At 50.9% G+C, this 21,446-nt stretch carries 24 protein-coding genes; 14 read left to right on the plus strand and 10 right to left on the minus strand.

The window, feature by feature from the left end:
• Window positions 1-15: 15 nt before the first annotated feature.
• Both U9S71_RS17350 and U9S71_RS17355 read right to left on the minus strand, forming a co-directional pair.
• The gene (locus tag U9S71_RS17350) at window positions 16-2,397 is read right to left on the minus strand and encodes a hypothetical protein (RefSeq protein WP_326328933.1); all 2,382 of its coding nucleotides are present in this window, start codon (window positions 2,395-2,397) and stop codon (window positions 16-18) included.
• Between the two features lie 159 nt (window positions 2,398-2,556).
• The gene (locus tag U9S71_RS17355) at window positions 2,557-3,153 is read right to left on the minus strand and encodes a hypothetical protein (RefSeq protein WP_326328935.1); all 597 of its coding nucleotides are present in this window, start codon (window positions 3,151-3,153) and stop codon (window positions 2,557-2,559) included.
• Window positions 3,154-3,338: 185 nt separating this feature from the next.
• Here U9S71_RS17355 and U9S71_RS17360 point away from each other — a divergent pair, with 185 nt between their 5' ends.
• From U9S71_RS17360 to U9S71_RS17370, 3 genes are read left to right on the plus strand one after another with little or no spacing between them, the layout of a single operon-like run.
• The gene (locus U9S71_RS17360; protein ID WP_326328936.1) at window positions 3,339-3,635 is read left to right on the plus strand and encodes a DUF4834 family protein; all 297 of its coding nucleotides are present in this window, start codon (window positions 3,339-3,341) and stop codon (window positions 3,633-3,635) included.
• An 8-nt stretch (window positions 3,636-3,643) separates the two neighbouring features.
• The gene (recF, locus tag U9S71_RS17365) at window positions 3,644-4,768 is read left to right on the plus strand and encodes a DNA replication/repair protein RecF (protein ID WP_326328938.1); all 1,125 of its coding nucleotides are present in this window, start codon (window positions 3,644-3,646) and stop codon (window positions 4,766-4,768) included.
• On the plus strand, window positions 4,755-5,045 hold the full coding sequence (locus U9S71_RS17370; protein ID WP_326328939.1) for a DciA family protein: 291 nt from the start codon (window positions 4,755-4,757) through the stop codon (window positions 5,043-5,045). Before recF ends, U9S71_RS17370 begins: the two co-directional genes overlap by 14 nt.
• Here the strand turns inward: U9S71_RS17370 and U9S71_RS17375 are convergent.
• Together U9S71_RS17375 and U9S71_RS17380 are read right to left on the minus strand one after the other, a co-directional pair.
• A complete protein-coding gene (locus U9S71_RS17375; protein WP_326328940.1) occupies window positions 5,037-5,747 on the minus strand; it encodes a response regulator transcription factor in 711 nt (236 codons plus the stop codon). The two genes, U9S71_RS17370 and U9S71_RS17375, sit on opposite strands and share 9 nt — an antisense overlap.
• 8 nt (window positions 5,748-5,755) lie before the next feature.
• Complete coding sequence (locus tag U9S71_RS17380) at window positions 5,756-7,186, minus strand: sensor histidine kinase (RefSeq protein ID WP_326328941.1); 1,431 nt, start codon at window positions 7,184-7,186, stop codon at window positions 5,756-5,758.
• Between the two features lie 254 nt (window positions 7,187-7,440).
• On the opposite strand from U9S71_RS17380, the gene U9S71_RS17385 reads away from it, so the two are divergent.
• On the plus strand, window positions 7,441-8,196 hold the full coding sequence (locus U9S71_RS17385; protein ID WP_326328942.1) for a basic secretory protein-like protein: 756 nt from the start codon (window positions 7,441-7,443) through the stop codon (window positions 8,194-8,196).
• On the opposite strand, the gene nhaA is transcribed toward U9S71_RS17385, so the two are convergent.
• The 4 genes from nhaA to sucC form a co-directional block, all read right to left on the minus strand.
• On the minus strand, window positions 8,125-9,294 hold the full coding sequence (gene nhaA / locus U9S71_RS17390) for a Na+/H+ antiporter NhaA (RefSeq protein WP_326328943.1): 1,170 nt from the start codon (window positions 9,292-9,294) through the stop codon (window positions 8,125-8,127). The genes U9S71_RS17385 and nhaA overlap by 72 nt on opposite strands.
• Window positions 9,295-9,339: 45 nt before the next feature.
• A complete protein-coding gene (locus tag U9S71_RS17395) occupies window positions 9,340-9,960 on the minus strand; it encodes an L-threonylcarbamoyladenylate synthase (protein ID WP_326328944.1) in 621 nt (206 codons plus the stop codon).
• 9 nt (window positions 9,961-9,969) lie between these two features.
• The gene (gene asnS / locus U9S71_RS17400) at window positions 9,970-11,415 is read right to left on the minus strand and encodes an asparagine--tRNA ligase (RefSeq protein WP_326328945.1); all 1,446 of its coding nucleotides are present in this window, start codon (window positions 11,413-11,415) and stop codon (window positions 9,970-9,972) included.
• A 225-nt stretch (window positions 11,416-11,640) separates the two neighbouring features.
• The gene (sucC, locus tag U9S71_RS17405; protein WP_326328947.1) at window positions 11,641-12,831 is read right to left on the minus strand and encodes an ADP-forming succinate--CoA ligase subunit beta; all 1,191 of its coding nucleotides are present in this window, start codon (window positions 12,829-12,831) and stop codon (window positions 11,641-11,643) included.
• An 80-nt stretch (window positions 12,832-12,911) separates the two neighbouring features.
• Here sucC and U9S71_RS17410 point away from each other — a divergent pair, with 80 nt between their 5' ends.
• From U9S71_RS17410 to U9S71_RS17430, 5 genes are all read left to right on the plus strand, one after another.
• Window positions 12,912-13,574, plus strand: a complete 663-nt coding sequence (locus U9S71_RS17410; protein WP_326328949.1) for an ABC transporter ATP-binding protein — start codon at window positions 12,912-12,914, stop codon at window positions 13,572-13,574.
• An 8-nt stretch (window positions 13,575-13,582) separates the two neighbouring features.
• Complete coding sequence (locus tag U9S71_RS17415) at window positions 13,583-14,071, plus strand: hypothetical protein (protein ID WP_326328950.1); 489 nt, start codon at window positions 13,583-13,585, stop codon at window positions 14,069-14,071.
• Window positions 14,072-14,118: 47 nt separating this feature from the next.
• A complete protein-coding gene (locus U9S71_RS17420; RefSeq protein ID WP_326328951.1) occupies window positions 14,119-14,769 on the plus strand; it encodes an HAD family hydrolase in 651 nt (216 codons plus the stop codon).
• Complete coding sequence (locus U9S71_RS17425) at window positions 14,766-16,220, plus strand: S41 family peptidase (RefSeq protein ID WP_326328952.1); 1,455 nt, start codon at window positions 14,766-14,768, stop codon at window positions 16,218-16,220. The genes U9S71_RS17420 and U9S71_RS17425 overlap by 4 nt, the downstream gene beginning before the upstream one ends.
• A gap of 95 nt (window positions 16,221-16,315) precedes the next feature.
• Window positions 16,316-17,332 (plus strand): LacI family DNA-binding transcriptional regulator, encoded by a 1,017-nt coding sequence (locus U9S71_RS17430; protein ID WP_326328953.1) that lies wholly within the window; start codon window positions 16,316-16,318, stop codon window positions 17,330-17,332.
• A gap of 44 nt (window positions 17,333-17,376) precedes the next feature.
• Here U9S71_RS17430 and lpdA read toward each other — a convergent pair whose 3' ends face one another.
• Window positions 17,377-18,765 (minus strand): dihydrolipoyl dehydrogenase, encoded by a 1,389-nt coding sequence (lpdA, locus tag U9S71_RS17435; RefSeq protein WP_326328955.1) that lies wholly within the window; start codon window positions 18,763-18,765, stop codon window positions 17,377-17,379.
• 17 nt (window positions 18,766-18,782) lie between these two features.
• Here lpdA and U9S71_RS17440 point away from each other — a divergent pair, with 17 nt between their 5' ends.
• Both U9S71_RS17440 and U9S71_RS17445 read left to right on the plus strand, forming a co-directional pair.
• A complete protein-coding gene (locus U9S71_RS17440) occupies window positions 18,783-19,256 on the plus strand; it encodes a hypothetical protein (RefSeq protein ID WP_326328956.1) in 474 nt (157 codons plus the stop codon).
• Between the two features lie 4 nt (window positions 19,257-19,260).
• Window positions 19,261-19,488, plus strand: coding sequence for an addiction module protein (locus U9S71_RS17445; RefSeq protein WP_326328957.1), 228 nt, complete (start codon window positions 19,261-19,263; stop codon window positions 19,486-19,488).
• A gap of 288 nt (window positions 19,489-19,776) precedes the next feature.
• Here U9S71_RS17445 and U9S71_RS17450 read toward each other — a convergent pair whose 3' ends face one another.
• Entirely contained in the window at window positions 19,777-20,043 is a 267-nt protein-coding gene (locus U9S71_RS17450) for a hypothetical protein (RefSeq protein ID WP_326328959.1), read from the minus strand.
• 52 nt (window positions 20,044-20,095) lie between these two features.
• Here U9S71_RS17450 and U9S71_RS17455 point away from each other — a divergent pair, with 52 nt between their 5' ends.
• The 3 genes from U9S71_RS17455 (at window position 20,096) to U9S71_RS17465 (ending at window position 21,445) form a co-directional block, all read left to right on the plus strand.
• A complete protein-coding gene (locus U9S71_RS17455) occupies window positions 20,096-20,473 on the plus strand; it encodes a hypothetical protein (RefSeq protein ID WP_326328960.1) in 378 nt (125 codons plus the stop codon).
• A 12-nt stretch (window positions 20,474-20,485) separates the two neighbouring features.
• Window positions 20,486-20,698 carry a DUF7660 family protein gene (locus tag U9S71_RS17460; RefSeq protein WP_326328961.1) on the plus strand — a complete coding sequence of 71 codons (213 nt, stop codon included), beginning with the start codon at window positions 20,486-20,488 and terminating at the stop codon, window positions 20,696-20,698.
• Between the two features lie 450 nt (window positions 20,699-21,148).
• Window positions 21,149-21,445: a DUF3817 domain-containing protein gene (locus U9S71_RS17465; RefSeq protein ID WP_326328962.1), complete on the plus strand. Its 297-nt coding sequence runs from the start codon at window positions 21,149-21,151 to the stop codon at window positions 21,443-21,445.
• Window position 21,446: the final 1 nt, after the last annotated feature.

The following is a 21,446-nucleotide window of genomic DNA, read 5'->3' on the forward strand; positions in this document are numbered from 1 at the left end:
ATCCCTGATACCCATTTACGGCAGGTTATCATAACGGTACTCAAGCGCATCCAGCGACTGGATGTTTCCCTGTCGGTCCCTGCCGTAAAAGATGGTCATTTTTCGTCTGAACCGCACGAGCTCGCTTCCCTCAAATGCACGCGACCAAGGGCAGGAATGCCGTTTGATTGCCTGTAGTATTTGTTCGTGGCCGGGTTTGTCGACACCGGTAGATTTAAGTCCGGATAGCTTTCCATTTTTGAGCATGATGAATTGGACCGTGATGGAATCGGGCGTCGTCGGTGCTGCGGTTTTGTCCGTGGGCAGTCCCATGATTGATGATAGGTTTTTCAGGTAAAGTGCTACACCCAGATAAGGCTCCGGTTCTCCTTTCGCCCGGTGATAGATAGTGCTATTGTCCGTCGTGTCAAAATCAGCCGAATAGCAAGGACACATCGGGTCGATGGTAGCGGGGTCAGCGAAAATCATCAACGTTCTACGGGGAAACGTCCAGCCATACTTGGAAGCGTAATTGAATAGGTACCCACTGTCCGCCAGGTGGACCACATACCGTTCGCCCCCCGCAGACTGGAGGCCGTCCACTTCGACAGCTTGTAAACCTTTGGGATTGATGTAATATAAGGGAAGCTGGTCGTGGATGATGGTGCCGGCGCCCGATGTGTTTTTATAGCGGCTGCGCCAATGGACGATGACCTTTTCGGGCGGCAAACCGGTATGCTTTTGAATGAGTTCTGGCAGGGGGATACGTTCGGCAAAAAAATCCTCATCGGTGTAAACTCGGATGGTGCCGTGGTACCCGGTGCCGTCAATCACGGTGTCCTGTGTCGATTTCTCGATGCGGTGATACGCTTCTGCCCTCGACGACCGGATGGTATATGGGCTCACCTGTATATCGTTGATGAAATAGGCGGGTTCGTCCGTATACGGACGGGCCGGTGGCGGTGGATACCAGGGGGTGTGGAAATAAACTGCGCCGGCCAGGATCTTGCTCAGCTTTGCTTCGGGGTAGTCAGTCAGCTGATCGTGGGCAATCGTTCCCCCGTTCAATATAAATTGGTCATTTTCAAACGTTCCGAATGTTGTCGGGAATAATGCGGCACTATCCGGAGGTGTGGGATTTGCCCGCCGCGAATGTGATCTCTGCTGCAAATATGATGTTTTAATTTCTACCGGCAAGGTTACAAAGGTATCCAGCGACAGGAGGTTGCCGCTTTGGTCTTTACGGTAATGGATTTTCATTTTTCGCCTAGCGATTACCGGGCGCCCGCCTTGTACCGCGGGCAACCATACGCAGGCAAGCTTTTTGATGGCCTGCAGCATGTCTTCATGGCCGGGCTTATCCAGTTCATTGCCTTCGAGTGCCGTCAGCATCCCATTCCGCAGCACGATGAATTGGACGGTGATGGAATCGGGCCTGCTGGTTACGTGGGGAGTATCGGCAGGCAGTCCCAGGGTTGCCGACAGTTTTTTCAGGTAGTCTGCTTCGCACCCCTTGCCGTGACAGGGCCGGGGTTTGATTTCCGTGCTGGTGAAGATAGCTTGGCCTTCCGGGTCAAAATCAGTCACATAACATGGTGCGACGGTGTCAATAGCCAAAGGGTTTTCAAAAAGCAATCTACCTTTTGGTGTGCTCCGGCGGTAACTGTTGTCAATCACGTGGACCACATACCGTTCGCCTTCCGCGAATTGGATGCGATCGACTTCCACCGCTCGCACGTCATACCGAAAAAAAGCGGATACGTTTGGCGTATTGCCTCGTTTTTTAATGCTGAAGTAATGGATGGGGAAATGATCACGGATAATCACGCCGAATTCGTCCCCGTCCCGGTATTGGGACGCGGAGCTGCGCCAATGAACGATCACTTTATCGGGCGGCAAGCCCGCGTATTGATGGATGAGCTGTGGCAGCGCGGTGCGATGAGCAAAAAAATCCTCGTCGGTATGCACCTGTATACAGCCCTTGTACAACGTGCCGTTTATCAAGGTGTCCCCAACCGACTTTTCAATTCGGGTATAGGCTTCCACCTCGGTTTGCCGGATATGAAAAGGACTGACTTGCCTGCCGTTGACGAAATAGGCCGGATCATCGGCATAACGGACGGAAGGGGCATACCGTTCTTGCGTATGGAAGTATACGGCACCGGGGTAGTTATGCCCTCCAAGCGTAATGACATAAGGGAATACGTTATTCAATGTCGCACCCGGGTACTCGGCCAATTCATGCTGTTCGATGACCTTTCCATTCAGTATAAACGCGTAATTTTCAAAGGATCCATGCCTTTTCGGAAATAAGGTGGCACTATCCGGATAGGTGGAATATACCTGCTGGGACAGCACTGGGATAGTGGATAAAACCAACAGAAAAACGGCTAAATAGCGCATGGAATACGGTGTCATCGTGGCATATAATCGTTAGTGTCAGCTAAGCTAGCTTTTTGAATTCAATTATCCAATGATTCTCCGGATTTATTGGTGAATGTACGCAACGGCCGGTGGAGTTGAAACAGGCGATCGTCAAGGCGAAAGCAGCGACCTGATTTATCCCTGACCATTCAGTTAAGGCACGTTATCGTATCGGTATTCAAGCGCATCCAGCGACCGTATTTCGCCGTTTTGGCCTTTACTGTAGTCGATTTTTATTTTGCATGCTGTGTGTAGCGGGCGACCGCCCGTCACGCCGGGAACCCAGACACAGGCGAGTCTTTTAATGGCCTGCAGTATGTCTTGGTGACCGGGTTTGTTGAGGTCGGTGCATTCGAGCGCGGTCATCCTCCCCTTCCGGAGCACGATGAATTGGACGATGATGGAATCGGGCGTCGTGGACGCATTAAGCGCATCGGCAGGCAGCCCCATGACTGCCGATAAATTTTTCAAGTAAGTCTCCTCGCATCCGAGACCCCTACAAGGTTGGGGCTTAACTTCCGTGCTGGTGAAAACAGTATGGCCTGCTAGATCAAAATCAGCTACATAACATGGAGCGACGGTGTCAACGGGCAAAGACGGAGGGTATTCAAAAAGCAATGTCTTCTTCGGTATGGGCCACAAGAACGTGGCGCTATCCGGATCGGTGGAACGTACCTGCTGGGATAGCACGGATGTGGCGGATAATACCAAAAGAAGGGTGGCTAAATACCGCACTGAATGCTGGGTCATCGGCTCGTAATTGTTGGTATCGGCTAATTTAGCCTTTTGAATTCATTTATCCAACAATCCGTTGGATTTATTGGTGAACGTACCTTCGGTTGGTACAAGGGGCGAAAAAAGAGGCGACGAAAGTCCCGTAAATCAATAGTGACAAACTTGCATGTAAATCCATTTTTATGTAAGTTTGTATCAATATGGGATTATTGAAGTTTTTAGTCATCGCAATAGCCGTTCTGTGGTTGGTACGTTTGGTAGCACGGCTCCTTTTCCCATGGGCGATGCGCAAGATGGCAGAAAAGGTAATGGGCAACGCCCAACAACAATACCAACAAGGAAATACGACGTTCCGTGGGGCTAACCCCAGTGGCCGGCGCCAGCCGGATGGCAAGGTGCGCATCGAGTACATGCCGCCACAGGACAAACCCAAAAACGGCGCTAAAAACGCCGGTGAATTTGTGGATTTCGAAGAAATCAAGTCGTCTGCTGAATAGCTGCCTATATGTGGCTAAAACAACTCGCTGTCCTTAATTTTAAGAATTATACCGAAGCTACGCTGCACTTTGCACCGGAGGTGAATGCGTTTACAGGGCCCAACGGCGCCGGCAAGACAAACCTGTTGGATGCTATCCATTACCTGTCCTTGTGCAAAAGCTTCTTCAACCCCATCGACTCGCAGCAGATCCGCCGTGATGCTGAATGGTTTATGGTGCAGGGTGAGTTTGACAAGGAGGGCCAGCCGGATACGGTGGCGTGCAGCCTCAAACGTAACCAGAAGAAACAATTCAAGAAGAATAAAAAGGCCTATAACCGCTTGGCCGACCATATCGGTCTATTCCCGCTGGTGATGGTGTCGCCAAGCGACTCCGCCATCGTTACCGATGGCAGCGAGGAACGCCGCCGATTCATAGACAGCGTGATCTCGCAGACCGACCTGGCTTACCTCGATGGACTCATCGCTTATAATAAATGCCTCGCGCAACGCAACAGCTTGTTGAAACAGGCTGCCAGGGGTGGCGTGCTGGACCGTAGCCTGCTGGAAGTGCTCGATATGCAGCTGGTGGAGCTCGGGGTGCCTATTTTTGAAAAACGCCAGGCGTTCATGGCCGAGTTTATTCCCGAGTTCGACCGCCATTACCGGTTCCTCACCGACACAGCCGAAACGGTGTCTTTGGTATACGAATCGCAACTGATGCAGGGTTCGTTCGCTGCATTGCTGGCGCAGCATCTGGAGCGCGATCGCCTGCTGGAACGGACCACCGCGGGCATACACAAAGACGACCTGGTCTTCGCTATCCACGGCGATATGCCACTCAAGAAATTCGGGTCGCAAGGGCAACAGAAGTCTTTCCTGATTGCGTTGAAGCTGGCGCAGTATAGTTTCCTGCACCGCCGGAAAGGGTTCAAGCCACTGCTGCTGCTCGATGATATCTTCGATAAGCTGGACGACCAGCGTACCCGGAAGCTGATGCAGATGGTGTCTGACGATGATTTCGGGCAGATATTCCTAACCGATACGGATTCCATGCGGATAAAGCGTATCTTTGATGAGATAAACCGAAGTGTGCAGGTTTTCGAAATTGACGACGGCACGGCACATCAATTGGAGCAGCATGAGCAGGGGTGAAGACATGACCATCAAGGAAGCCATCGAGCGTATGCTCGATGTGTACCGGCTGCGGCGCAAGTTTGACGAAACCGCTCTTGTATCGGCTTGGCCCGAGTTGATGGGCAAGGCTATCGCCAGCCGCACCAAGCAGCTGTATGTGCGCGACAAGAAACTGTTTGTTAAGGTCGAATCATCGGTCATTAAAAGTGAGCTGGTGCTCATGCGGTCGCAGATTATCGGTCGTCTCAATGAGCATGTGGGGCAGGTGGTGATCGAAGACCTGGTTTTACTCTGACGACGGTACAGAGAGGATAAAGCCAACGCCGTAGCTGTTCTCGATACGTACCCCCGAGCCCGATTGCCGCAACAGCTTACGGAGCCGCGATATGAACACATCGAGGCTGCGCCCCATGAAATAGTCGTTTTCGCCCCAAAACCGGATCAACAGGTCTTCGCGTTTCACAATGGTATTGCGATGAGTATACAGGTATTCCAGCAACTCGCCCTCGCGTAGCGTTACCGTTGTTTTCACACGGCCATCCACCGACAAGCTCAACGCTTCCTTATTTAGTGTAATGTTGCCGATTTGAATGGTTTCGGCAGGGGGATCCGCCACCGCTACGACATTTTTCCGCCGTACGATGTTGCGGATGCGCAATACCAGTTCGTCGATATCAAACGGTTTGGTAATGTAGTCCATCGCGCCCATATCCAGCCCCAGCAGCCGGTCTTTTTTCTCCTTGCGGGCGGTAAGGAATAGGAAGTAAGCGTTTTTGTCGTGCGCCATGATTTTCTGCGCCAGGTCGAAGCCGTTGAAGTCGGGCAGTTGGATGTCGATGATGACCAGGCTGTACGTATTTCCGCCCCGAAGATATTCCTGGTAGGCTGTTTTCCCATCCACGCACCAAGTGACCTCGAAATTCATCGCTTCTAGGTATTGTTTGGTTACATTGCCCAGATCCATTTCGTCTTCTACGTATAGTAATTTCGGATTCATCTTCTGCGTTAACTTTTATGTGGGATATGGATGGTGAACTGGCTGCCGATATGTTCCCTGCTCTCCACGGAGAGGGTCCACCCATGACTTTTGATGCATTGGTAGGTGTAATAGAGTCCCAATCCCAGCCCCGAGATATGCTGGGCCCCCTGCTTCTGGAAACGGTAGAACTTTTCGAATACATGTTCGATCTCTCTGTCCGGAATACCCGTGCCATTGTCTGATACCTTTAGCTGAATGGTGTTTTCGGTAAGTATGGTCTCTACCACGACCTGCTTATATTCGCTGCGGTTGTATTTGATGGCATTGTCAAATAGGTTTAGCAGCATCGTGGTGAAAAAAAACTTATTGAGCTCCACATCAAGGGGCTGCGCAACGGTTTGCAGGGTCACGGCAGCGTTCTGGATCGATAGCTTTACGTTGTAGTCGGTAATCATTTCATTCAGCAGCTGGTTGAGTTCGTAGCGCTCTTTCTGTAGCGTGGCGTCATCCATCGTGGTGATGTCCATCACCTGGTCAAATAGCTTCTGCAGGCGGAGGGATTGCCGCTCGATGATTTTCGTGAGGGGCTTGATGTTTTCTGCATTGGCCAAGACGTTATCGTTTTGCATATTCTTGTTGGCAACGATGATGGTGGAGAGGGGCGTATTGAATTCGTGCGTAATGCTGTTGACGAAGTCCGACTTCATCTCAGCCAGTTTTTTCTGGCGGAGCCAGTTCCGATAGGTCACGTAATAGATTGACACCACGCAGCCGATGGCAAACAGTGCGAGTAGTAGCGTAGGCATCATCAGGCTCATCACACGCCAGGTACGATTGCGGTGGTCGGCATGCAGCGAGAAGGTCATCCAATAATTATAGTCTTCGGCGTTGCTGACTGTGATGTTGCTGATTTCATTTTGTGGCAACGGCGTGTTGAGTGCACCGCCGATGCGGACGCCTATGGGTGTATTCAGGCTGTCTACAAGAAAGGGGGGTGGTTCGTTGGCCTGATAGATGTTGACGACCGTCATGTTTTTGAAAACCAACTGGATGTCGTTGATGGTAAGCAAATATTCGAGATCCTCGTCCAGTTGGTATTCCGTTTTAACGGCCGCAAAAAGGCTATCCATGGTGTTGCCCGCCCGGAGTGCGTGGAACATGCTGTCGAGCATGAGGTTTTTTTCGTGCGCAAAAACCGCTGGGCCTTGCCGGTAAGCCGCTTCTAATGCATGGATATTACCCATCACATATCGATCGATGATGGCTACGCCGCCCGGAAACACTTTGTCGTTGCGGATACGCTGGGTGTAGCGCTCGTTGATGAGCGTTTTCTCAACGGCCTGGTACTGCTCGTCCCTCAACTTAAAGGTATTGAACGTAAGGTAGAACACCACGGAAATCAATAAAATGAGTCCCAGCAGGGAAACACCTTTATGTGTCGTCAACGAATACCGCATGTATTTACCTGATTAGCCGTTGTTTTAATAGAAGCGAATATAGTAATGAAATCATAAGAATACGTGCCGTGCAACCGGCTATTTGATTTTTGTTAACATTTCGTTGGGCATTTGTTAACAGGCCCCGAAGCACGAATGTACTACTTTTGTTATGGTAGATGTAATTGTACCCTATTAAAACAGAATAAATCCAAATGCGGAATGGGCGACTTTTGCGAAGACAAAGGTTGCCCATTTTTATTGCTAAAACAAACATGATAACGATTCGCCTTTTCTTTGTTGGCCTGCTCCTTGTGGTTTCCCAGGCCGGTTTGATTTCATGCGGTACAACCAAGCGTTCGGTCTCTGCCGACCGGAAGGGTGGCGGCGTGGCCGACACCTTGGTACGTGATGGCTTTGCCTTGGTGTTCATCCAGCAGGATGCGAAGTTTGATGCCACGGTGGCCAGAAGGTTGCAGGAGGTGTTTTTCAGTGTATACCCCCCGCTGGTCGAAGCATTTAACCCGGCAGCGGTGCGTGAGGTAACACTAACCATCGACACAGCGTATGACGGGGTGGCCTATGCTCACGATGGCCGGGTGGTGATTAGCCAGGCTTGGTTGGAAAAGAAACCGGGCGACGTGGATGTAGTGACCCATGAAGTGATGCACATCGTACAGGCTTATCCATCGGGTAACCACCCGGGTTGGCTGGTGGAAGGGGTTGCGGATTATGTGCGCTACAAATATGGCGTGGACAATGCCGGGGCAGGGTGGTCGTTGCCCGATGTGAAAGATGACCACCATTATAGCCAGAGCTATCGGGTTACCGCTCGCTTTCTGGATTGGATAGAAACCCACCGGAAGCCGGGGTTGGTGAACGTGCTTGATGCCGCCATGCGTACCCGTACTTACACGGATGATGTATGGGAAGACCAAACGGGCCTTACCCTCGATGGGCTATGGGCGGCGTATGTACTTTCTTCCTATGTTCTGAAGGATGATATAACCGATAACACCGGAAAGGGCTGAGGCGATAAGGATAGCAAACTTGGCTTCCGTTTGGTGATAGACATCATCAAACGACAGCAACGCGATGAATATCGACATGGTAAAACCGATACCACCCATCAGCCCCATGGCCAATACCTGAAACCATTTGGTACCTTTGGGCAGTTCACTCAACCCTAGTTTTACCGAAATCCACGACAGTAAGGTGATGCCGATCGGCTTGCCGATAAATAGGCCCGCAATGATGCCCATCCCCAGCGGACTGGCAAGGCCTTCCATCATGCCACTTTCAAACCGGATGTTGGTGTTGGCCAGGGCAAAGAGCGGCATGATGATGAAGTTGACCGGGTTGGCGATTGCATGTTCCACGGTTTGGATGGGGGAGTGGCCCGGCTGCCGGCCTTTGATGGGGATGGTCATGGCCGTAAGTACACCCGCTATGGTGGCATGGATGCCCGAATGATGGATGAAATACCACATGAAGACACCGGGGATAAGGTAGAACCATACCGATTTGATGCCGATGCGATTCAGGAACATCATCACCACGAATATGCCGAGCGCAAAGAGCAGGTAGGTGCTGTGGAGCTCCGTGGTATAGAAGATAGCGATGACCAGGATGGCCCCCAGATCGTCCACTATGGCCAGTGCGGTTAAGAACACTTTCAGTGCCACGGGTACCCGTTTGCCCAAGATGGATAAGATGCCGATGGCGAAGGCTATATCGGTTGCCATGGGGATACCCCAGCCGTGGGCGGTCTCGGTGCCGGTATTGAACAGGGCGTAGAGGCCTGCCGGAACCAGCATGCCGCCTAGGGCAGCGAATATGGGCAGGGACGCTTTTTTGGCCGATGACAGCTGGCCGTGGGCTAGCTCCTGCTTGATTTCGATGCCGACCATCAGGAAAAAGAGGGCCATCAGCCCATCGTTGATCCAAAGTAGCACGCTGTACTTGAGGTGTACCTGCGATGTTTCAAAGCCGATTTGCTGGCCAAGCAGGGATTCAAAGCCCGGTCCCAAAGGGGAATTGGCAATAATCAATGAGATAATTAAAAATACCAGTAGGGTGATACCGCTTGCGGAATCGGCTTCGAAAAACTGCTTGATCTGTTTGCGCATCTGTGAAAAATAATTATCGGTTACTGCTTAATCTGTTTCTTTCTGCTACATGAAAAGACTGATATCCCCTTTGCCCTCACGAATGATTTCAAAATCGCCCGACGTGGTGTCCACCACGGTGGAGGCCACGTTGCCGCCATAGCCACCATCGATGACGATGTCAACCAGGTCGCCGAATTTCTCGTGGATGAGTTCCGGATCGGTGGCATACTCCACGATTTCGTCTTCATCGTGGATGGATGCCGATACTATCGGGTTGCCCAGTTCCCGCACGATTTCGCGGGCAATAGGATTATCGGGCACCCGGATACCCACCGTCTTCTTTTTTGAGCTTAGTAATTTGGGTACCTGTCCACTGGCATTGAAGATAAAGGTGAATGGCCCCGGCATCGCCTTTTTCAGTACCCGGAAGGTAGCGGTATCGAACGGCTTGGTATATTGCGATATGGCGGTGAGGTCGTAGCAGATGAACGATAGGTTCGCTTTCTGCGGTTTGATGCCGCGCAGTTCGCAGACGCGCTCGATGGCTTTATGGTTGTTGATGTCACAACCCAGACCATATACCGTGTCGGTGGGGTAGATGATGAGTCCACCACGACGGAGTGTTGCCGCCACCTGCTGGATGGCCCTAGGGTTGGGATTCTCTTCGTAAATACGTATCAACATGGCTAATGATCAAAACTCCGCATTATGTGGTGTGCGCGGGAAGGGGATGACATCGCGTATGTTGGTCATCCCGGTGACGAATAGCACGAGCCGCTCAAAACCGACACCGAAACCCGAGTGGGGTGCCGTTCCGAAACGACGGGTATCCAAGAACCAGTCCAGTTCTTCTGCCGGAATGTCCATCTCTTCCATCCGTTGCGTTAATTTATCCAAGCGTTCTTCGCGCTGGGAGCCGCCTACCATTTCGCCAATGCCGGGGAAGAGGATATCCATTGCGCGCACCGTACGGCGCCCTTCGGTGTCGGGCTCGTTCTGCCGCATGTAAAACGCCTTGATATCCGCGGGGTAGTCCGTCAGGATCACCGGTTTCTTGAAATGTTTTTCAACAAGGTACCGCTCGTGCTCCGACTGGAGGTCGGCACCCCAGCCCTCAATGAGGTATTTGAATTGTTTCTTCTGGTTGGGCTTGCTGCGCTCAAGGATGCTGATGGCCTCCGTATAGGTGAGCCGTTCGAAGCTATTATCCAGACAGAAATTGAGCTTCTCTACGAGATCCATCTCCGACCGGTCTTTTTGCGGCTTGTTTTTTTCTTCCTCCAGCAACCGGCTGCGTAGGAACTCGATTTCGTCGAAGCAATGATCAAGAGCAAAGCGGATGACGTATTTGAGCAGTTCCTCTGCCAGGTCCATGTTGTCGTCCAACTCATAGAAAGCCATTTCAGGCTCAATCATCCAAAACTCCGCCAAGTGGCGCGTGGTATTGGAGTTTTCGGCCCGGAAGGTCGGCCCGAAGGTATAGATGTTGCCCAAGGCCATGGCGGCAAGTTCACCTTCCAGCTGCCCTGAGACGGTGAGGTTGGTCTGCTTCCCGAAGAAATCTTCGCTATAGTCCACCGATCCATCGGAGTTGCGCGGCGTGTTGTCGAAGTCGAGGGTGGTTACCTGAAACATCTCGCCGGCACCTTCGGCATCCGACCCGGTGATGATGGGCGTGTGCAGATACACGAATCCGCGTTCGTAAAAGAACTGGTGTATCGCATACGAGAGGGCCGTGCGTACCTTGAAGATGGCGTTGAAGGTGTTGGTGCGGAAACGCAGGTGGGCAATTTCGCGCAGGAACTCCAGGCTATGCTTTTTGGGTTGCAACGGGAATTTTTCGGGGTCGCTGTCGCCCAAAATTTCGAGTGTCTCGACTTTAATCTCTACCCGCTGCCCTTTGCCTAGCGACTCGACCAATGGTCCGGTAACAGCCACAGCAGCACCTGTGGTGACCCGTTTGAGCAATGCTTCGTCTGTGTTGTGGAAGTCGACCACGGCCTGGATGTTGCCCAGGGTAGAACCATCGTTGATGGCGATGAATTGGTTGTTCCGGAATGTCCGTACCCATCCTTTCACCGTGATCTGCTGCCCATATTCGGTAGCGTTCAGCAGGTCCTTTATGCGTGTATGTTTCATTTGTTGTTTTTTTGTGAGCTTGTGAGCCTGTGAAATTGTGAGGTCGGTCGCGTTTCGCTTTCGCGACGTCACGTCGTTCTGCCTGCTCACCCGTTCACTTACTCACTTACTCACTTGTTCACTTACTCACCTGTTCACAGATTCACTTGCTCACAATTTTATAAAAACAAAAACCCCCATAATAACTGGAGGCTTTGCTAGAAAATCTAAAATCTAAAATCTAAATCAAGCCAGGACTTTCGTTACCAAGTCGGCAGCTTCTTTGAGCAGAATCGCGGAGTACACCTCCAATCCGGATTCGTCAATCAGCCGTTTTGCTTCTTCGGCATTGGTGCCCTGCAGGCGCACGATGATGGGAACGGGGATATCACCGATCTCTTTGTACGCATCGATAACGCCCTGTGCCACGCGGTCGCAACGGACAATACCACCGAAGATATTGATTAATATCGCTTTTACATTCGGATCTTTCAGGATAATATTGAACCCAGCTTTTACGGTCTGCGCATTGGCCGTTCCACCCACATCGAGGAAGTTGGCTGGCTCACCGCCCGCAAGCTTGATGATGTCCATCGTGGCCATCGCCAATCCGGCGCCATTGACCATACAGCCCACATTGCCATCGAGTTTCACGTAGTTGAGGTTTGACTCGCCTGCTTCCACTTCAGTGGGGTCTTCTTCGGTAACGTCGCGCATGGCTGCGTAATCCGGATGACGGAACAAACCGTTTTCATCCAGGTTTACTTTGGCATCCACGGCCAGTATCTTATCATCGGATGTTTTCAACACGGGGTTGATTTCAAACATGGAAGAGTCTGTGGCTTCGTATGCCTTATACAATGCGGCCACAAACTTGGTCATGTCTTTAAGTGCCGCACCACTCAGCCCCAGGTTAAAGGCTATTTTGCGTGCCTGGAAACCCTGAAGGCCTACCTTCGGGTCAATTTCTTCTTTGAAAATGAGTTGAGGGGTTTTTTCTGCTACCTCTTCGATATCCATGCCCCCCTCGGTAGAATACATGACGATGTTGCGGCCACGACCGCGGTCGAGCAGTACGCTCATATAAAACTCCTTCGTCTCACTCTCGCCGGGGTAGTACACATCCTGCGCAACCAAAACCTTGCTGACCTTCTTGCCCTCCGGGCCGGTCTGTGGGGTAACGAGTTGCATATCGATGATGTCAGTAGCCCGTTGCTTCACTTCATCAAGGTTTTTCGCCAGTTTGACGCCACCACCTTTGCCGCGGCCGCCGGCATGGATTTGGGCTTTTACCACCACCCAGTCCGAATTGTAGTCCTCCTTCAATTGCTTGGCAGCTTCTACAGCCTGTTCCGGCGTATCGGCAACGATACCCTCTTGTACCCGAACGCCGAAACTTTTCAGTATTTGTTTCCCTTGATATTCGTGAATGTTCATTTGCGTGAAATTTGGCGTAAAAGTAGGGTTTTAATCGGGAATGGTCAAGCCAAACCGCTAAAAATCCCTACCTTCGCGGCATGCTACAAGCAACGGGCATATACAAATCGTACGGCACCCTGCCTATCTTGAAGGGGATAGACCTGCACGTGGCTCAGGGCGAGATTGTTAGCCTTGTCGGAGCATCCGGTGCAGGCAAGAGTACCCTGCTCCATATCGTAGGTACCCTGGATAAGCCCGATCGTGGCACGGTGTCCCTCCATGGTACGGATATCGGGGCGCTCAATGCTAAGCAGTTGAGCGCTTTCCGCAACGAACATGTCGGTTTTGTTTTCCAATTCCACCACCTGCTTCCCGAATTTACGGCCTTGGAGAATGTGTGCATCCCGGCGTACATCAAAAAGGTAGCTCCCAAAGAGGCCGAACAGCGAGCAGTCGAGCTGCTGGAGTTATTGGGGGTAGCGCACCGTAGGGGCCATAAACCCAGCGAACTTTCCGGTGGCGAGCAGCAGCGGGTCGCTGTAGCGCGTGCGCTGGTAAACCGGCCGGCCGTTGTGTTAGCCGATGAACCTTCGGGCAACCTCGATTCGGAAAATGCCACGGCGCTGCATCAGTTGTTTGTTGACCTGCGCGACCGGCTTAACCAAACCTTTGTGGTGGTTACCCACAACGAAGAATTGGCCGCGATTGCCGATCGTGTGGTGCATATCAAGGATGGCGTAATCGAACCGGATCAGCAATAGAAACCGAAATGGCAAGCAGGATATTGATTACACACGGTACGCGGCCATTCGCCCAACGGGTAGGTAAGCTGCTGCGCGACCGGTATGAGGTTCGATTCGGCTCGGCCGACGACGTTCCGCACGTGTTGCTGCAGACGGGTAATTACATCCAGTTTCCAGGTGTAGACACCGCGGCTTTCGAGCATGAGTTGCTCCGCACCTGTTTGGATAACCACATCGATGCGGTGGTTCCGCTCGGTGAGAAAGAGATGGGTTTGCTGGCCCGGGCGCAACTGCTATTCGCCGAATACAGTATCGCCATTTGGATGCCCGATGGGGGGTATCTGGGCGGGCTTAACCTGCTCAGGAACCCAGAAAGGCAATGGCCGTTGGTTGTACTAGACCACGGTGTTGCTGTGGCCGGAGCGCAGCTAGAGGAGCAACCGACCGCGTTGTCTGGCGTATTTACACGACCAAGCCCCACGGAAGCGTTGGCACTGTGTTGCATCGCGGGCTAATGGAAGTGACGTTAAACCAATACAATTGTTTTTAATCAAACCGATATATGTTGACATACGCTGATATCGACGCGAACAAGAAAGCGCTGCTCTTTGAGGTGGACGATGTGCTGTTTCCAAAAAAGGACTACCTACTACAAGTATATTATTTGTTTGCCCACCTGTTGGAGTACACGGAGACCGTGCCGCCGGCAGCGGAACTCATCGACTTCCTGAAGACCGCTTATGAACACCACGGCGAGGCGGGGCTTTTTGAACGTGCAGCGGAAGCGTTTGCTATCGATACCAAATACCGGGTGCAGTTTGAAGGTATGCACAAGACGGCACGGCTTCCGGCGAAGCTTTTGCTTTATCAGGCCATGCTGGACTTTATGCGCGACGCTCATCAACACGGAAGGCAACTGTTGGTTTTTACGGAGGGTGACCCCACCATGCAGTTGAATAAACTCCGACACGTGGAATGGAATGGGCTGGACCAACAGATAAAGGTGTATTTCCGGGCGGAGCTCAGGGCAAAGGGCCATGAGCCACTTGATTATTTACTGCAGGAGAATGGGTGGCATGCAGGAGATGTGCTTTACGTCCACGCCCCAGGAGATCCTGACCCAGCGATATCGAATAGGGTGGATTGCCTGGCCGCCAATCGCTTTTTTGAATCTCCAGCCGTTTCACGCACCTCTCAACGTAATAAGGAATGAATATATCCCAATTGATACGCTTGGCTATCGTGTTGCTCGCATTGGGCACCAATGCCGCATGTAATCGGCAGACGGTCGTTCCTGAGTTGGAGCGACCCGCACGGCCCGATAGCCAGGAAGACCTGTTGAAGGACTCTGTTTATTTCTTTACGCATGGGTTTTATTTATGGCAAGCCGACCTGCCCGATTGGTTCGGTGATATACGTAACCATACCCAGCAATACAACTCGGCGGATGCCGTGTTGGAGGCGTTGAAAGGATACGCGCTGGACGACGAGGGGAATCCCTACGACCGGTTTAGTTTCTTGGATCGTTGGGGCACCGTAGACGCCGAGATACAGCAGGGATATGCCGGTAGCTTTGGATTTGATGTACGGTATAACAACGACACCGACCTCTACGTGAAAAAAGTGGATGCAGGCTCGCCGGCCGACCAGCTCGGTATACGGCGAGGTTGGCAAATCTTGCAGGTAAACGGAACCAGTGACTTGTCGCTCTCGTCAATGGAGCAGGATAATTTTACCTTTCTTTTCGATGCATTGGATGCCAGTGCGATCAGTTTGGTGCTCCGCAAGCCGGATGGCGAGGAGGTCGACATGACGTTGAAACGGGGTAATTATCAGTTACAGCCGATTATGAGTCGGCGTATTTACAACGCGGGGAGTAAAAAGGTGGGCTATTTTATGTTTGATATTTTTGTGTCTACGCTCGATAATCGGGGTAACCCCACGTATGTAAAAGGCCAGCTCGACGAGTTGATGGATCAATTCGAAGCGGAAGGGGTGGAGGAACTGATCGTGGACCTCCGGTACAATGGGGGCGGTGCGGTGGTTACTGCCGAATACCTTTCGAACCTTCTCGTCCCCGCTGGTGTTGGGCATGGCCTGATGTACACCAATAAGGTGAACAGCGGTTTAGATGATTTTCTCCGTAGCTACGGGGTTCAGCTTGACTTTTCGGACGTACATTTCAATAAAGTGAAAAATCTCCATCTCAACCGGATTTATTTTCTGGTTACGGAGGGGACGGCATCCGCCAGTGAACTGCTCATCAATAACCTGAAACCCCATATCGACGTGAAATTGATCGGCGAGCATACTACTTACGGTAAACCGGTTGGGTTTTTCAACTGGAACATCCTCGGGGTAGACCTCTATGCCGTCTCGTTTCAGACCTTTAATTCGGCCGGGCATGGCGATTACTTTTCGGGCATGCCTGTTGACAAAGTAGTTATCGATGATTTGACCAAAGATTTCGGCGATGCCCAGGAAGATATGATTGCCGAAGCATTATATTATGCCGAAAATGGTAGCTTCTCGTCGAACGTGCAAAACCGGCAGGCTAATACCCGTACACGTCTATCCGGAAGCCGGTCTGAACAGCTTAACCGGAGGCTTGACCGGCATGGCCGAAAAGGTATGTTTACTTTCCGTAAACGCGTTACACCGTAACAGGAACGTTATTCGATTGTATTTTCCTTCTACTAATAATTCGTATATTGCAGGCTCCAACAATTGTTGGAACTGACCATAAAAAGGGGAAACTGATGAAGGAAGGGAAGCCTGCAACGATTAAAGAAATTGCAAAGCGGTTGAAGATCTCGCCATCGACAGTATCGAGGGCACTGAATGATCATCCGAGTATTGGTTTGGTGACAACGATGCGTGTAAAGAAAGTGGCCGAGGAATTGAATTATGAACCGAACCAGACGGCCATTTTTTTTAAACAACGTAAAACATTTACCATCGGCGTGGTGCTACCACGCTTGTCCGAACCCTTCTTTTCGGCCGCGATCAGTGAAATTGAAAATGTAGCCAACGGAAAGAGCTACACGGTCATCATGGGGCAGTCGCTCGACGATGCCGACCGTGAACTCCGTATCCTCCAAACATTGAAAGCGCACCGGGTGGACGGTGTGCTCATGTCTATCGGTAAGAATACCCGTGATTATGCATTCATTGAACTCCTGGAGGGGGCGGGTATACCTATTGTCTTTTTTGATTGTGTACCCGATCTGGAGCATATCAATAAGGTGGTCAGCGACTTGGAAACGGGTATGCTCGAGGCTATTGATGTGTTCGTCTCTTGCGGGCACCATGCCATATCGCTCATCAACGGTCCGCCTCTTTTACCCGCAAGCATGGAACGCAAGCGGGCTTACCTCAAAGGGCTACGCAAGTCTGATATTCCGTTTAGGGAGGAGTATATGGTGAATACCGACCTAACTGCTGAGGGTAATGAGGCAGCCATATCGCAATTGTTAGCCTTGCCGGAACGCCCATCGGCCGTTGTCTCTTTTAATGATTACGTCGCATTGGACGTGATGAAAATCGTTCGTGAGCGGGGGGTAACCCTCAATCAGGATATTCATTTTATCAGCTATGCCAACTATCCGCTTTGGACATATATGGAAAACCCACCGATGGCATCCATTGAACAATTTCCGGGAGAACAAGGGAAAAAGGCCGCTGAAACGCTTTTTGAACTGATAGACGCCGTGGAACGGCCAGCCCCGGTAAAGGTTACCTTTAAATCGCGGTTGGTTAACCAAAGTAAGCCGTAAGTCGTTAAGGAACGTACTTACGGCTCACGACGTACGGCTAATGCCTATAAATGGATTACCTCGCCGTATGCATCGGCGGCAGCTTCCATGATTGCTTCACTCATGGTGGGGTGTGGGTGCACGGTTTTGATGATTTCGTGTCCGGTAGTTTCGAGCTTACGTGCTACCACTACCTCAGCAATCATCTCCGTTACGTTGGCTCCGATCATGTGCGCGCCGAGGAACTCGCCATATTTGGCATCGAAAATGACCTTTACAAATCCGTCTTTCGCTCCGGCCGCACTTGCCTTTCCTGAGGCGGAGAAGGGGAACTTACCCACTTTTACTTCGTAACCAGCATCTTTGGCCGCCTTTTCGGTATAACCCACCGAGGCTATTTCGGGGGTGCAATACGTACAGCCGGGAATATTGTTGTAATCGATGGGCGATACATCCTGCCCTTTAATTTTTTCCACGCAGATAATGCCTTCGGCCGATGCGACGTGTGCAAGGGCTTGGCCTTTAACGATATCGCCGATAGCATAAACGCCGGCTACGTTGGTCTTGTAGAAGTCGTCTACCACCACGCGACCCTTGTCGGTTTTAACCCCCGTTTCTTCCAAGCCGAGGTTTTCGATATTGGGGGTAATGCCAACTGCAGATAGGACGGTCTCCGCCTCGATGGTTTCGGTGCCCTTAGCTGTTTTTACCTGTACTTTGCATAACTTGCCCGACGTGTCGACCGACTGCACTTCGGCACTGGTGAGGATATTGATGCCTGCTTTTTTGAGGCTACGTTCCAATTGCTTGGATACCTCTTCGTCTTCTACCGGCACTACGCGGTCGAGGTATTCCACCACGGTAACTTTCGTGCCGATGGCGCTGTAAAAGTAAGCGAACTCAACGCCGATGGCACCGGAGCCGACAACGATGAGGGACTCGGGCTGCTTTTCGAGGCTCATAGCCTGCCGGTATCCGATGATGCGCTTGCCATCCTGCTTGAGGTTGGGTAGCTCGCGCGACCGCGCCCCGGTGGCCAGTATCGTGTGCTTAGCGGTGTAGGTCTTGGTATCACCGCCCGAACCTTTGACTTCGACCTGGCCGCTTTTTTTGATTTTGGCGGCACCCATGATCACGTCGATCTTGTTTTTCTTCATCAGAAACTGGATCCCCTTGCTCATGCCGTCGGCTACACCGCGGCTACGCTTCACGATGGCGCCAAAATCAGCTTCGCCACCATTAACCTTGATGCCATAATCTGCGGCATGGTTGAGGTACTCAAATACCTGGGCACTTTTGAGTAGCGCTTTTGTAGGGATACAGCCCCAGTTGAGGCAGATGCCCCCAAGTGATTCCCGTTCTACAATAGCGGTTTTAAATCCAAGTTGGGAAGCCCTGATGGCAGCTACATAACCACCCGGTCCACTTCCGATTACAATGATGTCGTAGTTCATATATCTTAGTTGCTTTCTTGAGATTGATTCACGTTTCTGTTGCTGTTCCGAACATGTACGGTGGCTACAAACTTACGTATTTTTTTAAGAAAATCCGCAGCGGGGGTGTACGGGTGCACGACAGATTACCTTCGGTGAGCACTTCGTGGTTTTTCGTTGCCTGTTTGTTTTCAACGGCACTCAAGCTTGCTTCGCAGGTTCCGTTTTTCCAAGCAGCGGTCCATCGTCTTAGACGAGGCACAGCGCGAAGTCGGTTTCTTCCCCCGGCTAACCCGCTACTTTCTTCTGCTATCTTGCGTGAATCCAAAGGCGCCAAGCATAGGGACTTCGAACTTTCCGAAGTTATCTTCATCGGTGCGCTGGAGTTCCGGCTGGACACCGACGAGCGGGCGCAGTATCTGAAGTACGTGAAACTCAATGAGGAGCGGACCTCAAAACTAGGTTTGGTTTCGCATCAATGTTTCTGTATCTTTACCGTTCAAAGGAGGTAAGATTATGTCAGTTCAATATATCTCTGATAGTAAGGGCAAGACGACTGGAGTTTTTATACCCGTTAGGGAATGGGAAAAACTCAAAGAAAAGTATGAGGGTCTTGAAGAAACAGCGGAGGCAATGCCGGAATGGCACAAGCGTATTGTGCGCGATCGTCTTGCTGAATATAAAGCAAATCGCCACATTGCTGTCCCTTTTGAAGAAGCATTGACAGCTTTGGAAAACGAATGAAGCGCTATAAACTAACCAAACGATAAAAACGTTCGGCAAATCTTCCGGGAGAGTGTTTACAAAGACGGCACAGGAAGGTGATTTAATTTTTTATTCAACAAAGGTTGGGGATGACGTAATAGAGTTTGGAGGTAATTTTACGAAGTCAAACGGTACGTCAACCATAAAGAATTTTGATATTGATGGTGCCCTGACCAATAAATTAGGTATAAGGGGATAAAAGAAATCATTACCGATTTTGGGCGTCTAATCCAAGCCCGGCCGTCCAAACGAGCCGGGCTTTTTTTGTTACTGTGCATAAGCCTGTTTGGCCCTGCTGTCCCGGATTGACATGTCGATAAAGTAGAAGAGCTTTTCGCGGATGTCCTCGGGGAATTTCTGCACCTCAAGGACACGGTCGAACGTCCTTGCGTCCAGCTGGTCGTCGGTCTTTCCGGAGAGGTAGTCGAGCGACACGTCGAGTTTGCCGCTATCTTCCTTGCCACCTCGGTGGACGGTAGGGCAGGTGGCCGATATGGAACACTCCCTGAACCTGTATGAAACGGAAGGGTTCAACTCGTATATTTAAAGCCAGATAGGGAGTGCCCACAGGGATGCCATGTTCAGCATGATGGGGCAGTACTGGGGCGGGAAGGGGCCTCGTGTAAGTGCGATTAAATTCCGTAACCTGCCAATAAAGGGCAAAATCGACCCCGAAAAGGTTCGGTTTAGTCAGGATAACATGCGCGGTAACTTTAAGAATAAAAAGAGTGCGGCCGATTTGACCCCGAAGCTAAAGAGTGGAGCTGTTTCGCCCGATGCGGTGGGGCCAATACGGATAGTTGAAAAAGATGGGTTGATTTATACACTGGATAATAGACGATTGAAAGCCTTTCAAGATGCAGGTATCCCTGTTAACTATCAAAAGTTAGATGCAATTCCTCCAAGTGAGCAATTTAAATTTACAACAACAAATCAAGGAGCGTCAATTGAAATACGCCAATAAATCGTTTTGAAAATGAATATATTTGAGCAAGCCCAAAAAGTCGAGTTCGTTGAGTTTCTGAAATTATTTAAAAGAAATCTTGAAGAAACTCCAGAAGAATGGGGAAATAATGACTTGGCAAGTTTTATCAAGGGTGTAACAGGTTATTCATTAGATAGTGTACAAGAGGAACTTTCATGGAGGATGTTGTCTGAAATTTTATTGGCGGCAAGGGTCTATGAATAGCTGGTTTAACATGTAATTACCATATGTGTACTGAGTCCCGCCTTTGCGCCGGGCTTTTTCATGTGCGCCTGGCATGGGCGATAACGCTAGGGTGCAAGTCCCGAACACGCTGGCAGTAGCAAGTGTTAGCCCAAGGCAACGGTGTCCACCGTGAGGTGGAACCCCGAAGGGCTCATCGAAGATAATCTGAAGGAAGCTGGCGGCAAAGTTCCGGCCTGACGAACAGGGACTGCGTATAAGGCCTATGGAGACCGGATGAGATTGCATGACAAATCAAAGTCCGATACTGCACGGGGACTCTGGATGAGCAATAGTTTTTAAATTCCGCTAGTTTACTGAGGCGCTAAGCCCCAGATTCCCGGATGTATCGTCACATTTCAGTCAAAGGGCGGCAACGCCACAGGCCGGGTCGAATAATTGGCTATCTTGCGCCTCAAAAAATACCAGAGAATGCATACAACTAAAAAGACACTTGTGTATTTCCGAAACGTGGCCATCATCGAAGGCATTTCTACCATTATCCTGTTTTTTGTCGCGATGCCACTGAAGTATTTTGCAGGTATGCCTTTGGCAGTCACTTATGTGGGATGGGCGCACGGTGTGCTTTTCGTTGCCTATGCCGGTCTGCTAGTCCTCTGTTGGACCACCTACAAGTGGAAATTCAAGCGCGTGGCTGTGTATTTCATCGCTTCGCTGATCCCCTTTGCTCCCTTTGTCGTAGAGAAGCGACTACGCCATGAGGGTTAGC

The organism is Parapedobacter flavus, assembly GCF_035818675.1.
GTDB classification, from domain to species: Bacteria; Bacteroidota; Bacteroidia; order Sphingobacteriales; family Sphingobacteriaceae; genus Parapedobacter; species Parapedobacter flavus.

Coding starts and splice junctions, on each gene's coding strand:
- U9S71_RS17350 (WP_326328933.1), bottom strand. CDS start 2,397: ATGACACCGTATTCCATGCGCTATTTAGCCGTTTTTCTGTTGGTTTTA.
- U9S71_RS17355 (WP_326328935.1), bottom strand. CDS start 3,153: ATGACCCAGCATTCAGTGCGGTATTTAGCCACCCTTCTTTTGGTATTA.
- U9S71_RS17360 (WP_326328936.1), top strand. CDS start 3,339: ATGGGATTATTGAAGTTTTTAGTCATCGCAATAGCCGTTCTGTGGTTG.
- recF (WP_326328938.1), top strand. CDS start 3,644: ATGTGGCTAAAACAACTCGCTGTCCTTAATTTTAAGAATTATACCGAA.
- U9S71_RS17370 (WP_326328939.1), top strand. CDS start 4,755: ATGAGCAGGGGTGAAGACATGACCATCAAGGAAGCCATCGAGCGTATG.
- U9S71_RS17375 (WP_326328940.1), bottom strand. CDS start 5,747: ATGAATCCGAAATTACTATACGTAGAAGACGAAATGGATCTGGGCAAT.
- U9S71_RS17380 (WP_326328941.1), bottom strand. CDS start 7,186: ATGCGGTATTCGTTGACGACACATAAAGGTGTTTCCCTGCTGGGACTC.
- U9S71_RS17385 (WP_326328942.1), top strand. CDS start 7,441: ATGATAACGATTCGCCTTTTCTTTGTTGGCCTGCTCCTTGTGGTTTCC.
- nhaA (WP_326328943.1), bottom strand. CDS start 9,294: ATGCGCAAACAGATCAAGCAGTTTTTCGAAGCCGATTCCGCAAGCGGT.
- U9S71_RS17395 (WP_326328944.1), bottom strand. CDS start 9,960: ATGTTGATACGTATTTACGAAGAGAATCCCAACCCTAGGGCCATCCAG.
- asnS (WP_326328945.1), bottom strand. CDS start 11,415: ATGAAACATACACGCATAAAGGACCTGCTGAACGCTACCGAATATGGG.
- sucC (WP_326328947.1), bottom strand. CDS start 12,831: ATGAACATTCACGAATATCAAGGGAAACAAATACTGAAAAGTTTCGGC.
- U9S71_RS17410 (WP_326328949.1), top strand. CDS start 12,912: ATGCTACAAGCAACGGGCATATACAAATCGTACGGCACCCTGCCTATC.
- U9S71_RS17415 (WP_326328950.1), top strand. CDS start 13,583: ATGGCAAGCAGGATATTGATTACACACGGTACGCGGCCATTCGCCCAA.
- U9S71_RS17420 (WP_326328951.1), top strand. CDS start 14,119: ATGTTGACATACGCTGATATCGACGCGAACAAGAAAGCGCTGCTCTTT.
- U9S71_RS17425 (WP_326328952.1), top strand. CDS start 14,766: ATGAATATATCCCAATTGATACGCTTGGCTATCGTGTTGCTCGCATTG.
- U9S71_RS17430 (WP_326328953.1), top strand. CDS start 16,316: ATGAAGGAAGGGAAGCCTGCAACGATTAAAGAAATTGCAAAGCGGTTG.
- lpdA (WP_326328955.1), bottom strand. CDS start 18,765: ATGAACTACGACATCATTGTAATCGGAAGTGGACCGGGTGGTTATGTA.
- U9S71_RS17445 (WP_326328957.1), top strand. CDS start 19,261: ATGTCAGTTCAATATATCTCTGATAGTAAGGGCAAGACGACTGGAGTT.
- U9S71_RS17455 (WP_326328960.1), top strand. CDS start 20,096: ATGATGGGGCAGTACTGGGGCGGGAAGGGGCCTCGTGTAAGTGCGATT.
- U9S71_RS17460 (WP_326328961.1), top strand. CDS start 20,486: ATGAATATATTTGAGCAAGCCCAAAAAGTCGAGTTCGTTGAGTTTCTG.
- U9S71_RS17465 (WP_326328962.1), top strand. CDS start 21,149: ATGCATACAACTAAAAAGACACTTGTGTATTTCCGAAACGTGGCCATC.